The organism is Acinetobacter psychrotolerans (assembly GCF_048552595.1).
GTDB lineage: Bacteria > Pseudomonadota > Gammaproteobacteria > Pseudomonadales > Moraxellaceae > Acinetobacter.
On sequence record NZ_JBIMDK010000005.1, the window covers coordinates 214,731 to 229,942 of the forward strand.

Here is a 15,212-nt window from a genome sequence, read left to right on the forward strand (position 1 = left end):
ATCATGCTTTTTAAGAATTTTAAAATCAACGATATAGGTTAATCCGAAGTATAAAAAACCTATCAATACAAAACGAAAGAATAGAAACTAGGCAGCAGCATAAATATTGGCTTGAATCCAAATATTGCCACGAATATATTGTCCAATGTCAAAGTCTTTAAAAGTACTATCTTTGGTTGCGATTCGTACAAGAATTGCAGGTTGGTTTTCTTCTAGAATCAAAGTGACATCATAAAGGGTATATTCTTGTTGCATAAACTGCATTTGAGTCTTGCCCACAATTTTACCTTGGAACCAAGCTTCATCTTCTTGCCCTAAAGTTTCGCCGTATAAATAGGCAACCATTTTAGAGAAATCTACAGTTACAGGTGCTTTATCATCTTCTGACTTTGCTTCCCAAGCATCTATCTGTTCTTGTAGGTTGTCTGGTGCGATACCATTATTTTGCGAAAGGATATCATTTAAAGCGCGATGATGTTTGATCGAAGCAGGATCATCGACAATAATTTGTTCGTGGTCAGAGACTTTTTCAAGTTCATAAGCCCAAGCATTTAATTGAACTTTATATTGCTGATCTTTTTGGTATTGATGGTAGTTGACGCTATATAAACTATCAAAAGCATAGACTGTACAATTTGTACCGACGTTTAAACTCAATACAGCTTGGGTATTGGTTTTACAGGTAATAATTCGGTCAATCGAAGCATTTAATTGGTAAGGACTTTCAAAACTTGGAAATGCTGTTTTCACCGCTTTAGGCTTATTATTTTCAACATCAATGACCTGACACAGTTGTACAGTTGAGCCACTTGGACCTTGGATTAGCCATGTTGCTTCATCCATGTCGCATTCTTTTGAACATAAACCCATGGGCATAATTGGAGCATCTAAAGCCTGACCTAACCATTTAGGTACTTCAGTGGCAGGATTTTCTGTTAGCAAATTCCAATGCTCGACATGGCTGCCGAAACTTTGATCTTCAATAATAATGGTTTCTGGTCTATTTTGATTGTTCATTTTCACAGTTATAAATGCCTCTCTTATGCTATTAAATCGAGGGTGATTGTTATATTTCAAGTCCCGAAGTGTAAAATGATAAAAAAAATCAGAATATTAAATTGCATTGTAGTGAATTAAGATAAAAATCGTATTTAAAACCATCAAAGTTAAGTTTTCGATCCTTTTAAAATCACCATTGATGCAATTTTTTATCATTTGTTTAGACAGAATTCTATGACGGGAAATGAAAGCAGAAATAACATGATATGAATAAGACACTGGAAGGGCATTTTGTTAGAATAAACTTATAGATTTAAATCGAGATGCGTTGTGCTGCCATTTAAGCTTTGGGTTGATGCAGATGCTTTACCTAGAATTCTCCGTGAAGTGATTTTACGTGCTTCAGATCGTTATCAATTAGAAGTCACTTTTGTTGCGAACCAGCCTGTCGGGATTACACCTTCAGTGCGTATAAATTCTCTTCAAGTTATGCAAGGTGCGGATCAAGCAGATCAAGAAATTATTGACCGTATGAAAGAGCATGACATTGTCATGACACAAGATATTCCCCTTGCTGCACAAGTCATTGAAAAAGGTGGTATTGCTATTAACCCTCGTGGTGAAATTTATACCGAGTCAAATATTAAGGCACGACTACATTTACGTGACTTTATGGATACGTTACGTGGCGCAGGTGTGCAAACAGGTGGACCTTCCCCAATTTCAGAACGTGATAAACGTGAGTTTTCAAGCAGCTTAGATCAAACTATTTTAAAGCAAAAACGAAAAACCGCAGTGTAAGCTATTCTCAATACAATAAAATTGAATCCATGTATGTATGTATGTATGGGTTCAATGAAGTCGTTCGATTAGATATCGTATGACTATTTTAAAAATTCATATCATCGTTTTATGATGAACAATAAAGGGTTGCTCATGAACAGGATTTTTGAGTAAGAACTTTATTCATTCTATTCAATATTAGTTAGGAACGTGTATGCCCTCCAAATCAAACCTTGTAACGACGTATGTGTTATTGGTCTTCATTTGGGCGAGTACACCGCTAGCGATTGTCTGGAGTGTGACCGATTTAAATATGATGTGGGCGTTAGTTTTACGCTTCTTAATCGCATTACCAATCGCTTTTCTTTTATTGGTCGTTTTAAAAATTAAATTACCTTGCGATAAAATAGCGATGCATAGTTATTTTGCAGGTTCTTTTAGTTTGATTGGTTCGCAAATATTTACCTATGCAGCGACCCATTATCTCAGTTCAGGCATTATTGCTTTAATGTTTGGTCTAGCTCCGATTATTGCAGGTCTGATTGGACGTTTTGGATTTCAGCAAAAATTACACAATATTCAATGGATCGGCATGCTCGTAGCACTGTCTGGTTTAACCATTATCTGTACCAGTAGTGGGGCAAGTAAGCATGTCCATCCGATTGGAATCGCTTTGATGTTCATGAGTGTATTTGCATATTCAATATCGATTTTTTGGGTGAAAAAAATCAATGCGGAAATTGCTCCAATGGCTCAAGCAACAGGATCGATTCTACTTTCGACGATTGCTGCAATTTGTATTATTCCGTTTATTTGGCAATACGCACCTACACATATTCCAAATGCAAGGTCTTTGATTGCATTGCTATATACAGTCTTTATAGCATCGTTATTGGCTATGTTTTGCTATTTTAAATTGGTACAAAATATCAAGGCAACGACATTATCCTTAACGACAGTCATGACCCCTTTGTTAGCAATGCTTTTGGGCGCTATGCTTAATAATGAAAAACTGACAATAAGCGTATTTTTAGGCGCTGCTGTTTTAATTTTTGGGGTACTTTTGTATTTCTATAAAGATTTTAAATCGAGCCGTTTTCTTGCTAGAAAAACGAAAATTTGAGCTTTAATGTATTCATTCAATTGTTCTAGCTATTAATCACTCGGTATTAGATTTTTTTGAATACAATCTGAAAGTTTTACTTTGTCTTGTGGGTGTAAGGTAATGAAGTATGCACCTACACGATATCGTTCATTTTCTTCTTCTGAATAGGCAATTTGTGCTGTAGCCGCGATGTGAAAGAAATTTTCAGGATGACTCAGGGTGACATGAATAAATGTCCCTTGTTTGAGGTGTTGTTCGCTATTAAAGCTAAAGCCACTCTCTGAAAAATTCACATTTTGGGGTACTGGTAACATGGTTTGTACAATAGAATCGTAAAGAGAACCCGTAATAAGGTTTAATTTTTGGTTGAATAAGGATAATATTCGAGCAATTTGTTGATCTTTTTCATTTAATTGTTCTAATTCGTAGTGAAGTGCATGATCAAATTGATCTAATTCTGCAAGTAGTAGAAAATAGCGCGGCAATACAAAATTTGGATCATATGGATCGTTTAGCGCAACTTCTTCAGAAATGACTTGATAGTTGATTCTTAATGCTACATCAATACGTGACATTACACGACGTTCAGTTGCTTCATTCTGTTGCTGTAACGCTTCCATAAAACACCTCGGACTTAGATGGTATGTTTAAACCAATTTCGCTGTATATAGGGTTGAGATACACTCGCGCACGGCGTAGTAATCACTTTATTTCTTTTATCGCTCTGGTTTCCATGATCGGTCTAACCTTAGGGGTTGCTGTACTTATTACAGTTTTATCTGTTATGAATGGTTTCGACCGCGAGCTTAAGAACCGTGTCTTAGGAATGATTCCTCAAGCCACTGTTTCTTCAACACAAATTTTAACAGATTGGCCCGTTCTTGCAAACAAAATTGAACAACATAAGCATGTAACAGGTGCTGCACCATTCACACAATTACAAGGAATGCTTACAGCACAAGGGCAAGTGGCTGGAATCATGGTCACGGGCATTGAACCCGAATATGAAAAGAAAGTTTCAATTATCCAAAATCACATGGTTGAAGGTAGCATAGATCAGTTAAAAAAAGGTGAGTATGGCATTGTTTTAGGTAAACGAATGACTGATGCCTTAGGCTTGAGAATGAACGATAAAGTTACGCTCGTATTGCCTGAAGCAACACCATCGCCAGCAGGTGTCGTGCCACGTTTTAAACGGTTTACTATTGTTGGTATTTTCAGTATTGGAGAGGTCGACAGCACCTTTGGTTATATTGCTTTAAATGACGCGTCTACATTGTTGCGCCTACCAGATGGTGCGCAAGGTGTACGTATGAAGTTTGATGATATTTTCCAAGCACCTGTTGTTTCAAAAGAAATTGTTCAGGAATTACCTGGCAATTTTTATGCTTCAGATTGGACGTATACACAAGGCAATTTATTTAGTGCGATCCAAATGGAAAAGGCAATGGTTGGGCTTTTACTTTTATTAATCGTTGTCGTTGCTGCTTTTAATATTGTGTCTTCGTTGGTGATGGTCGTGACTGATAAAAAATCAGATATTGCGATTTTAAGAACATTAGGAGCATCTCCTAAAACCATTACCCGAATATTTATGGTTCAAGGCACTGTGATAGGTGTGGTCGGTACGGTTGCAGGAACAATTTTAGGCGTTATCTCTGCATTGAGTATTGGTAAAATTGTTGGATGGATAGATACGACGTTCCAGTTGCATTTGTTTGATGTGTATTTTATTAGCTATTTACCGTCTTACTTAAGATGGTCTGATGTTGTCATTATTGTCACCTTATCATTCTTATTAAGTTTTATAGCGACAATTTATCCTGCAAGACGTGCAGCTAAAATTCAACCAGCAGAGGCACTTCGTTATGAATAGTGCTGTAGTGAGCCCAATTGTATTAGAAGCCCGAGATATTTATAAATCGTTTACAGATGGAAAATCGACTGTAGATGTGATCAAAGGTTTATCTTTGCAAGTCAATCAAGGCGAGTTTGTATCGATTGTTGGATCGAGTGGCTCGGGTAAAAGTACGCTTTTGCATATTTTGGGCGGCTTAGACAGTCCGAGTCAAGGTTCAGTAAATTTAAATGGCAAACCTTTTGACCGTCTAGATGAAACAGAGCGTGGCTATTTACGTAATGAACATCTTGGATTTGTTTATCAATTCCATCATTTATTGCCAGAATTTACTGCGCTTGAAAATGTCGCAATGCCGCTGATGTTGCGAAAAGATGTGGAGTTTAAGAAAGCTAAAGCGCAGGCAGAGTATTTACTTGAACGCGTTGGGCTTTCGCATCGTTTAACGCATCAACCTGGTGAATTATCAGGTGGTGAGCGTCAGCGTGTGGCTTTGGCACGTGCTTTGGTTACGCAGCCTAAATTAATGATGGCAGATGAGCCAACAGGAAATTTAGACCGTAAAACGGCGAAATCTATTTTTGAACTGTTGCGTGATTTACGTCAAGAATTTAATATGGCAATGCTTATCGTGACTCATGATGAACAGTTGGCGAAATCGGCAGATCGAATTTTGCATATGCAAGATGGATTGTGGATAAAAGAATAGCTTTCTTGTGTTAAAAAACAATGCTGCATGTGTTGTTTGAATCCATTAGTATAAATGATTAGACCAAGTCCAATTCAATTGTGCTTGGTCTGTAAATAAAAATTAAATAACAATAAATTAGAATAATTAATTATGTATATATATCTGCTTTTTATTGGATGGATACTCGGTATCTCATTCATGGGACATCAAATACCGCAATATTTCAATCTTTATCTGTACTTAGTCATTGCTTTGAGTGCAATACTATTTACATTGAATTGGTTGAAATTTCGATTCACACAACTTTTTTTCTTCATGATATTAAGTTGGATTTTAGTCGGGTTACTCAGTTATTTCATCGGTTTATATTATGCAGACCATGCTTTAGAAAAGCGTTTGGCTTTAAAATCTATTCCACAACAACAAACTGAATATATTATTTATATTGCTTCAATCAATAAAATTAAAAATAAAACGACGGATTTACAAACAACACATTTAAATGATTCCTCAACGTATTTTAGTCAGCGTGTGGAGAATATCCAAAAACTTGAACCAGCAGAAAATTTTCCACAGCAAAGTCAATTTCAGCAATCGATCCAACAACAAGTTGTGGTGCTCAATGCCAATCAACAACCCATTCAAATGTTGATGTATATCAATAAACAGCAAGCTGAAAAGATTAGAATAGGGCAGTATTATCGTGTCATTGGGCAAGTGAAATCGATTCACGGTTATGCAATTGAGGGAACTTTTGATAAAGAACGCTGGTTTATTCAAGAAAATATACTGGGTATTTTGAAAATTCAAAATATTGAAAGCATTGATGAGTATCAGGTTCAGCAATTGGGTTACTTAAAATTTGTATCTCAGCAGAATGCATTTTTTCAACAGCTTAGCTTGAAAATAGAAAACTTAAGGCTGCATTTTAGAGACCTAATTGAACATTCATCATTGCACAATAAAGGCTTATTATTGGCATTGTTAACAGGTGATGAGAGTTTACTTTCTGATGATATTCAAAATTTATTTAAAAAATTGGGAATTTCACATTTATTGGCAATATCAGGTCCACACGTTCTGATTTTTGCAGCAATTTTCTGTTTTATTTTTAACTGGATGATTCAACGAATTTATCCACAAATTTATTTGAAAATTCCGCGTCCATATTTATTGGTTTATCCATTTTTGTGTTGTGTAATTTTTTATACAGCATTTGTCGGTTTTGAAATTCCTGCATTGAGAACGATGCTGACGGTTGCTATTCTCAGTCTGATTTTATTATTAAAACAAAAAATTCAACCGTTTAAACATTTATTATTTACAGCCAGTCTCTTATTACTGATTGATCCATTTAGTATTTTATCTGCAGCATTTTGGTTGTCTTTTGGCGCATGCCTGATTTTGATTCGTGTTTATCAGACCATTCAACAGCAATCCAATGCGCAAATACAGACATGGAAAAGTAAGCTAAAACTTTATCTACATGTTCTGGTTGCGTCACAATGGAAAACTTTTATTGCATTATTACCGTTAGTTTTGTGGATATTTCAACAGTTTTCATGGGTCACACCATTCAGTAATTTAATCGCAATTCCCATGATCGGCACTTTAATTGTACCGATTGAAGTGTTCGCAGCATGTATAAGTTTGCTATTTGAACCTCTAGGCTTATTTTTGTTTAAATTTTCAGATGTTTTGTTGAGCCTATTAAATAGCTTACTTATTGCTTTAGATCAGTTATTCAATTTCAAATTGAATTGGTGGGCGTTCAATACAGCTGAAATCATATGTATTGCTTTAGCTGTTCTGGTCTTATTTTTACCGAGAGGTGTTATTCCTAAATTTTAGGCATTGATTTGTATTTTGCCTGTATTATTTCCCAATAAAAATCATGAATTATTTCAGTTAAATATACTCGATGTTGGGCAAGGGCAAGCTATTTTCATTAATTTACCAGATCATAAAATGATGGTTGATACAGGTGGTACTTTTGATGAGAAAAAGTTTAGCGTTGCCAAGAGCTTAATCATTCCATTTTTAATGCGGCAGAGTTTTCCTCGTTTAGATCAGGTGGTTTTGACGCATTTGGATTTGGATCATAGTGGTGCATACACGGAAGTTGCTGACATAATAAATATTAAGAAGGTGTTCTCAAATCAAAAAGATCAACGCTTTGATCATGCTAATTTTGAATATTGTCATTCAGGGCAACAGTGGCAGCATGGAAGTGTGAACATTCAAGTGCTTTCGCCACCTGAAAATAGCCTAAGCGAAGTTCCTAATAATCAAAATGAACTCTCTTGTGTGATCTATATTCAGGTTCCGCAATCCAAGCAATATCAAAATTTCTTATTGATGGGTGATGCAGGTTGGGAAACCGAATTTAGGTTGTTACAGCAATATCCCGATCTAAAAGTTGATGTTTTGGTATTGGGTCATCATGGCAGTCAGCACAGTTCCTCATATGCTTTTTTAAAACAGTTGAAACCGAAACTTGCGATTGCATCAGCAGGCTTTGAAAATCGCTACGGTCATCCACATCCAATTGTTTTAAAAAGATTAAAAGAATTGGATATTCCATTAAAAACCACGATTGAACAGGGTTCAATCGAATTCAATTTACAGTCTGATGGCCAAATGAAGATTATAGATTTTAGATCCACTCGAAAATGGTTAAATTTCAGTGATCGAACTCTCTCTGACTGAATTTACTAAAGCAATTGCATCATTATGTGGGATGTTATAAATCTGCTTAAGCTGCGGATTTGCCTTAAAGCGTTTATAACTCCAATGATAATGTTCTGGATATTGGTGAATCAATGTTTCCAAAGCGGTATAAATGATTTGCGTACCCTCATTGGCATTGACTTGATAAATATTACGATCGATAGGCTCAATGATGATGTCAAAACCATGCTCATCATTTCGTTTTGCATGTAAAAATAGGGCTTGAGCTTTCGTCTTCTGGATAAGTTTTGCACTTAAATTACTGGAAAAAAGTGGAACACCAAAATATTCAATCAGTTCGCCACCATGGTGTGGAGTGTGGTCAGGTAGAATTACAGTTGTACCACCTTGTTTTAATGCTTTGAAAATTTGACGAACCCCTGATTCATCTGTAGGCACAAGATGGGCATTTTCACGGCTGCGCGCTGCGCGAACAAATTGGTCAGCATCTTCATTTTTAATGGGTTTATACATGATGGTCATTTGCGTATATTGCGCTAACCATGCATTCATGATTTCCCATGTACCAAAATGGGGGGCGATTAAAATTAAACCTTTACCTTGTGCGATGGCTTTATGAAAGTAATCTTCACCTTGAATATTATGAATGCGAGCAATATTTTTTTGGTTAGAACTTCCCCAAATTGTAAAAAATTCCATATACGATTGAATTTCATTACTAATTGCATGACGTGTAATAGACTCACGTTGTTGTTTATCTAAATTCGGCAAGCAAATTTCAATATTGAGGCGAATCGTTTCTGAAGTCTTGGTGATATGTAATAAATTGACAAGTCCTGCCAATGAGCGAGCAATAAAACGCGCTATAGGAATGGGCTGTCGACTGAAGAAATTTAAAAGTCGATTGATTATAGTATTATATTTTTCAGTCATTGAAGTCAAAAGTAAATGCTGAGTTTAAAAAATGTTGTGATTTAGCGAAATATTATAGGTTAAATTGCAACGATTAAACAGATTATACGTATTCCTTGTATATAATGATGCCTAAATAATTAATTTGGATAGTATATATGTCCGATTGGCCACCGAAACCACAAAATGATAATACCCAAGTGACTTCATCTGCGGGTGAACAACCTACAGGAAAAGAATGGCAGATTTTAGAAAAGGCTGTTCTTGCTTCTGTAGAAGAGCAACGCCGTAGTCGACGTTGGGGAATATTCTTTAAAATTCTAACGTTCCTTTATATTTTCTTCATCCTTTTTACTATGATGAAGAGCTGTTCTATGTCGGATGAAAGTGATGATGCGACATCGACAGGTGAACATTTAGGTGTGGTCAATATTGTGGGAACCATTGATTCCAGTAATCAAGGTGTGAATAGTACCGATACGATTAAATCACTTAAAAAAGCATTTGAAGCAAAATCGGCAAAAGCTGTGGTTTTAAATGTGAACTCACCAGGTGGTTCGCCAGTACAATCTGATGATATTTGGCAAGAGATTCAATATCTTAAAAAGCAAAATCCAGATAAAAAAGTCTATGCTGTGATTGGTGATATGGGGGCTTCAGGTGCTTATTATATTGCTTCCGCTGCCGATGAAATTTGGGTTAATCCATCAAGTCTGGTCGGTTCGATTGGCGTAATTATGCCAAATTATGGTGTGAATGGCTTAGCTCAGAAATTGGGTGTAGAGGATCGAACCATGACTTCTGGGAGTAATAAAGATATTTTAAGCATGACTAAGCCAATTAAACCTGAGCAAAAAGCACATATTCAGGCATTGTTGGATAATGTTCATTCGCATTTTATTACTGCAGTTAAACAAGGTCGTGGTGCGAAGTTGAAGTCTAATGATCCTGCTATTTTCTCGGGATTATTTTGGACGGGTGAGCAAGCGATTGGACTCGGCATTGCAGATAAAGCGGGTAATATTGAGTCACTAAAACGTGAATTAAAAGTGAGAAAGACTGTGAATTACACTGTTGAACGTAGTCCTTTTGAGTCAGTTTTAGGGCGCTTAGGTTCTGAAATGGGACATGGGGTAGCGGAATCTATCAATCAGCAATTGGGAACAAGTAAAACAGTGACCATGCAATAATCTGTCAATGTTTTTATAGATTCATTTGTAGGTCTAGGGATTAAGTATTGTCACATTTTTAGAAATTAAAAATTCAGTGTGGCAATATTTAGACTTGAGAGTCAGCAAGTAAATTTTAAAAGATGATATAAATTAGACTTCTTTCATTGCTACTTAAGTGATTTGAACTTTTCTTAAAATGAAAAGTTCAGAGAAATAAAAGACGAATGAAAGAAGTTTATTTTTTATAAAACAAATAATGGAAAAATGATGATTAGCCGCCCATTAATACATTTTGCACATGCCAATGGCATTCCATCTCTGGTCTATAAAAAGTTATTTGAGTTATTTGCAGATGAATATGATGTGGTTTATGTCTCTACATTAGGTACAGATCCGAGTTATCCTACCGATAAAAATTGGTCTAATTTTGCAGATCAAATCATCAATAATATTGAACAACAGGCTCAAGGTCGTAAGGTGATTGGTGTCGGGCATTCATTGGGTGCTGTTTCAACTCTACTTGCTTCATTTAAACGTCCTGATTTATTTGAACAAGTTATTTTGCTTGATCCGCCATTAATTATGGGTAAAGCTTCTTTCGCTTTTGATGTGGCAAAACGTTTTTTTCCAAATCAATTAGATAAAATGACACCTGCAAAGTTAAGTCTTAGACGCCGTGATCATTGGAATAGCCGTGAACAGGCATATGAATTATTGCGCCCTAAAAGCTTATATCAGAAGTTTGATGAATCTTGCTTTCAAGCTTATATAGACTATGCATTGGTTGAAGATGTAGAAAGAGGTGGTGTCACTCTGACTATTCCTAAAGCAGCTGAAGTGGCCATTTTTAGAAGTGGGCCATCCAGTTGGTGGCTACCCCATAAAAAAACTCAAGTTCCTGTACATATGGTTGCAGGAAGTGAGAGTCCTTTTTTACAGCAAAAATTTCCTCAGATGGCTGAAAAGAAATTAGGCATCCCTTTTACGGTCATAGGGGGTGGACATATGTTTCCTTTAGAGCATCCTGATGAAACAGTCAAAGTCGTCAAATCTCTGATTATAAAGATTTAAAAGTTAATCTAATCGTCAATAAAAAACGCATCCTAAGATGCGTTTTTTATGCAAAATTTTAATTCAAACTCAGTTAAAACTGACAGAATTGAATAGGCTTTTCGAGTTGTTGTCCTTTATACAGAACTTGACCATTCTCGTGATGTTGAATGGTTCCATTGCAGATCCATTCAATAGCTTGCGGATAAATCACATGCTCAAGGCGATGTATGCGTTCGGCTAAAGTAGGTACTGTGTCGTGTAAATTAACTTGCATGATACCTTGTGTTAAAGCCTGTCCTGCATCGAGTTCAGCAGTGACATAATGAACAGTACAACCATGCAGAATATCACCTGTGTTTAACACACGTTGATGAGTATGCATACCTTTGTAATGTGGCAATAGGGAAGGGTGAATGTTGACCATTTTCCCTTGCCATTTCTGCACAAAGCCTTCACTCAAAATTCGCATAAAGCCTGCAAGTACCACTAAATCGACATCCCAAGCGAGTAATTGTTGATGCATGACATCATCAAAAGCTTCACGGTTTGGATATTGTTTATGTTCGATAATTGCAGTTTGAATATTTGATTTTTTTGCACGTTCAAGTGCATAAGCTTCAGGTTTATTGGAAATTACTCCAACAATTTTCCCTGAAAGATTTGCATCAATCAGGGCTTGTAGGTTACTTCCACTACCCGAAACAAGTACAGCAATTTTGATCATGAGTGCTACTTATGCAAAAATCACACGGATTTTTTCGTCAGCACCTTCAACAGATTCAGCATTATCTTGAATAGTACCCATTGCCCATGCTTTTTCACCAAGTGAGTTTAATAGTTCAACAGTTTTATCCGCATCTGCTGCATCAACAACAAGAACCATACCTACGCCACAGTTAAATGTGCGGTACATTTCAAATTGTTCTACACCACCTTCTTTTTGAAGAAGTTGAAATAATGTTGGCCATTCCCAAGAAGATTCATTAACAATCGCTTGCGCACCATTTGGAAGTACACGAGGTAAGTTACCAGGTAAGCCACCACCTGTGATATGCGCCATTGCATGAACATCAACGTGCTTAAGCAATTCAAGAATAGATTTCACATAAATACGCGTTGGTTCCATTGCAACATCGGCAAGTGGACGACCATCGACAATTTGTTTAAGATCAACGTTTTTCACGTCTAAAATTTTACGAAGTAGAGAGTAACCGTTTGAATGTGCACCTGAAGAAGCAACACCGATCAATACGTCGCCAGCTTTGACTTTGGTACCATCAATAATTTTGCTTTGCTCAACGACACCTACGCAGAAACCTGCAAGATCGTAGTCTTCGCCCTCATACATACCTGGCATTTCAGCAGTTTCACCACCGACCAATGCACAACCTGCAAGTTCACAACCCGCACCAATTCCTGTTACGACATTCGCAGCAACTTCTACATTTAAGTGACCAGTAGCATAGTAGTCGAGGAAAAATAATGGTTCAGCACCACAGACAAGTAAGTCGTTTACACACATCGCCACCAAGTCTTGACCAATTGTGTCATGACGATTTAGATTCAATGCTAAACGTAATTTTGTACCTACACCATCTGTGCCAGATACGAGAACAGGTTCTTCATAACCTTTAGGAATTTTACAAAGTGCGCCGAAGCCGCCTAATCCGCCCATAACTTCAGGACGAGAAGTACGTTTCGCGACAGATTTGATACGATCGACAAGTGCGTCGCCCGCTTCAATATCGACACCTGCGTCTTTATAGCTTAAACCAGTATTTGGGGTAGAAGTTGAGTTGCTCATATTTGAAGTCTCCGCATTCGCGCGGAGATTATACCCGAATATACGAAACTCTTATGTTATTTCTGAACTAAAATGTTATCTTTATTGAAATATTTTACTTCCAATAACGATTAAATCTGAAAAAGGCGTGACTGCATGCACGATCGGACATTAAAACGAATTTTTATCCTAGCAGGAATTGCTTTAATTCTATGGATCCTCTATCTGCTTAAACCAGTAGTGATTCCTTTTGTTGCCGCTTTTCTGGTTGCTTATTTATTTAGCCCAGTGGTTGAAAAATTATCAAAAATTTTACCTCGTTGGATGTCTATAGCCATCGTTTTTATTGGTATAGGTGTTGTGTTCACTTGGGCAATGTGGTTTGTTGCACCATTGGTTTGGAAGCAATTGATTTATGCGAGAGACTCAATTCCAGCAGGGATTCATTGGATAAACTCAACATTTTTACCATGGGTTTCCAACACGTTTAGTGTAGAACATATGGAGATTGACACAGATCAAATTTCCAAAGTGGTAATGGAATATGTGCAAACTAATTATAGTGCGGACAGCATTCAAAGTCTGGCGTTAAAAATAGCGCAATCGGGACTCAGTTTTATTTCCGTGGGTGGTACGATTGTCCTGATTCCAATTATTGCATTCTACTTTTTGTTAGATTGGAATCGCATGTTACTCAGTCTTAAGAGCCTCATTCCTCGTCAATATGAAGCCAGTACGCTGAAAATTGTTTCGGAATGTCATAGTGTGCTTGGCGCATTTGTTAAAGGGCAATTCTTGGTGATGGTGTTACTCGGAATCGTCTATGCGGTTGGATTGCAGCTAGTTGGGCTTGAAGTCGGTCTGATTATTGGCATGGTGGCAGGTTTATGTAGCATTATCCCTTATCTTGGTTTTGGTGTCGGTATTATTGCCGCAGTGATTGCTTGTTTTTTCCAGTTTGGTCTAGATCCGAAACATTTGTTGATGGTACTTGCGGTATTCGGTATTGGGCAGCTTATCGAAGGATATATTCTTCAACCCTTTTTACTTGGAGATAAAATTGGTTTATCGCCAGTAGCTGTGGTTTTTGCTGTATTAGCTGGTGCTCAACTGAGTGGTTTTATTGGAATGCTAATTGCACTCCCTGTTGCTGCGGTCATTGTTGTGCTGCTCAAACATGTAAAAGAATGGTATGAGCAAAGTCAATTTTATCAATTGAGTACACAGCCAGCAGTGGTTATTCAAAATGATGGAAATTCAGAAACGATTTCTATCGATAGTCAGCATGTTAATCTTGATATTGAAGTCAAAAACACGCAAGATAATGAAGAAAAGGTCAAGTCTGATCAAGACCCACTTTAGGAATGATTTGAATATATGCGTCAATTGCAGTTGGATATAGAACCACAACTGGATGCTAGAATTAGTGATTTTTCTGGACCAGGATGGGGTCCTGTAATTGATGCTGTGCGTCAATTGCATGCAGGACTGATGAGTCGTTTCTATATTTATGGTGGTGCAGGTACGGGGAAAAGTCATTTACTCACTGCAATATGCGATTCCTATTTAGAGGTAGGTAAATCGGCGATAAAAGTGTCGTTACTTGAACTACTCGATGCACCCATTGAAGCCATTACATCACTTGAAAGTTATGATTTGGTTGCTTTGGATGATATTGAGGCAATTAGTGGTGTGCCGCATTGGCAAAAAGCAGTTTTTCATCTCATTAATAATAATACTGAAGATGGTGGGCAATTGGTGTTTTCATCAAGATTTGCACCAATCGAGCTCAAGCTAGAATTACCTGATTTACAATCTCGTTTAACTCAAGCAGTTAGTGTAAAAGTGCCAAGTGGGCACTCATATGCAGATCGCCAATCTCTTCTTTATTCAGTCTTGGAACGCAGGGGTGTACATTTTGACCCACAAATAACGGAATATTTGCTATTACATGGACCACACCAAACCAGTACACTGCTGCAATCGGTTGAACAACTAGAAAAGTTATTGAAAGGTGAGAAAACAAAGTTATCTCTTGCTACTTTAAGACAAATCTATGCTTTGATTGATGAATATAGACAGTAATGGTTGGAAGAGTCTTGGTTTTGGCTTAAAAGGTTTTAGGCAGTGATGCAATGTCAACAGAATTAATAATAAAAATTCTT

15 protein-coding genes are annotated in these 15,212 nt (G+C 37.0%); 10 read left to right on the forward strand and 5 right to left on the reverse strand.

What is annotated here, in order from left to right:
- Positions 1-87: 87 nt before the first annotated feature.
- The gene (locus ACG94X_RS06880; RefSeq protein ID WP_419383031.1) at positions 88-1,017 is read right to left on the reverse strand and encodes a hypothetical protein; all 930 of its coding nucleotides are present in this window, start codon (positions 1,015-1,017) and stop codon (positions 88-90) included.
- A gap of 312 nt (positions 1,018-1,329) precedes the next feature.
- On the opposite strand from ACG94X_RS06880, the gene ACG94X_RS06885 reads away from it, so the two are divergent.
- Together ACG94X_RS06885 and ACG94X_RS06890 are read left to right on the forward strand one after the other, a co-directional pair.
- Entirely contained in the window at positions 1,330-1,800 is a 471-nt protein-coding gene (locus tag ACG94X_RS06885) for a YaiI/YqxD family protein (protein WP_419382996.1), read from the forward strand.
- A gap of 196 nt (positions 1,801-1,996) precedes the next feature.
- On the forward strand, positions 1,997-2,905 hold the full coding sequence (locus ACG94X_RS06890) for a DMT family transporter (RefSeq protein WP_419382997.1): 909 nt from the start codon (positions 1,997-1,999) through the stop codon (positions 2,903-2,905).
- A gap of 32 nt (positions 2,906-2,937) precedes the next feature.
- Here the strand turns inward: ACG94X_RS06890 and ACG94X_RS06895 are convergent, their stop codons facing one another.
- Positions 2,938-3,507: a PilZ domain-containing protein gene (locus ACG94X_RS06895; RefSeq protein WP_419382998.1), complete on the reverse strand. Its 570-nt coding sequence runs from the start codon at positions 3,505-3,507 to the stop codon at positions 2,938-2,940.
- Positions 3,508-3,530: 23 nt separating this feature from the next.
- Here ACG94X_RS06895 and ACG94X_RS06900 point away from each other — a divergent pair, with 23 nt between their 5' ends.
- The 4 genes from ACG94X_RS06900 (at position 3,531) to ACG94X_RS06915 (ending at position 8,145) form a co-directional block, all read left to right on the forward strand.
- Positions 3,531-4,763 carry a lipoprotein-releasing ABC transporter permease subunit gene (locus ACG94X_RS06900; RefSeq protein WP_419382999.1) on the forward strand — a complete coding sequence of 411 codons (1,233 nt, stop codon included), beginning with the start codon at positions 3,531-3,533 and terminating at the stop codon, positions 4,761-4,763.
- A 7-nt stretch (positions 4,764-4,770) separates the two neighbouring features.
- Positions 4,771-5,454, forward strand: coding sequence for a lipoprotein-releasing ABC transporter ATP-binding protein LolD (gene lolD / locus ACG94X_RS06905; RefSeq protein ID WP_419383032.1), 684 nt, complete (start codon positions 4,771-4,773; stop codon positions 5,452-5,454).
- A gap of 180 nt (positions 5,455-5,634) precedes the next feature.
- Positions 5,635-7,287, forward strand: a complete 1,653-nt coding sequence (locus ACG94X_RS06910; protein ID WP_419383000.1) for a ComEC/Rec2 family competence protein — start codon at positions 5,635-5,637, stop codon at positions 7,285-7,287.
- A gap of 15 nt (positions 7,288-7,302) precedes the next feature.
- A complete protein-coding gene (locus ACG94X_RS06915) occupies positions 7,303-8,145 on the forward strand; it encodes a ComEC/Rec2 family competence protein (protein WP_419383001.1) in 843 nt (280 codons plus the stop codon).
- Here the strand turns inward: ACG94X_RS06915 and ACG94X_RS06920 are convergent.
- Complete coding sequence (locus tag ACG94X_RS06920) at positions 8,113-9,060, reverse strand: lysophospholipid acyltransferase family protein (protein WP_419383002.1); 948 nt, start codon at positions 9,058-9,060, stop codon at positions 8,113-8,115. The two genes, ACG94X_RS06915 and ACG94X_RS06920, sit on opposite strands and share 33 nt — an antisense overlap.
- A gap of 137 nt (positions 9,061-9,197) precedes the next feature.
- Between ACG94X_RS06920 and sppA the strand changes: the two genes are divergently transcribed.
- Together sppA and ACG94X_RS06930 are read left to right on the forward strand one after the other, a co-directional pair.
- A complete protein-coding gene (gene sppA / locus ACG94X_RS06925; RefSeq protein WP_419383003.1) occupies positions 9,198-10,229 on the forward strand; it encodes a signal peptide peptidase SppA in 1,032 nt (343 codons plus the stop codon).
- 249 nt (positions 10,230-10,478) lie between these two features.
- Positions 10,479-11,282, forward strand: coding sequence for an alpha/beta fold hydrolase (locus tag ACG94X_RS06930; protein WP_419383004.1), 804 nt, complete (start codon positions 10,479-10,481; stop codon positions 11,280-11,282).
- Positions 11,283-11,355: 73 nt separating this feature from the next.
- Here ACG94X_RS06930 and purN read toward each other — a convergent pair whose 3' ends face one another.
- Both purN and purM read right to left on the reverse strand, forming a co-directional pair.
- On the reverse strand, positions 11,356-11,988 hold the full coding sequence (gene purN / locus ACG94X_RS06935; RefSeq protein WP_419383005.1) for a phosphoribosylglycinamide formyltransferase: 633 nt from the start codon (positions 11,986-11,988) through the stop codon (positions 11,356-11,358).
- 9 nt (positions 11,989-11,997) lie between these two features.
- Complete coding sequence (purM, locus tag ACG94X_RS06940) at positions 11,998-13,068, reverse strand: phosphoribosylformylglycinamidine cyclo-ligase (RefSeq protein ID WP_419383006.1); 1,071 nt, start codon at positions 13,066-13,068, stop codon at positions 11,998-12,000.
- 135 nt (positions 13,069-13,203) lie between these two features.
- Here purM and cxpE point away from each other — a divergent pair, with 135 nt between their 5' ends.
- Positions 13,204-14,409, forward strand: coding sequence for a chloramphenicol efflux transporter CxpE (gene cxpE / locus ACG94X_RS06945; RefSeq protein ID WP_419383007.1), 1,206 nt, complete (start codon positions 13,204-13,206; stop codon positions 14,407-14,409).
- A 15-nt stretch (positions 14,410-14,424) separates the two neighbouring features.
- A complete protein-coding gene (gene hda, locus ACG94X_RS06950) occupies positions 14,425-15,132 on the forward strand; it encodes a DnaA regulatory inactivator Hda (protein WP_419383008.1) in 708 nt (235 codons plus the stop codon).
- Positions 15,133-15,212: the final 80 nt, after the last annotated feature.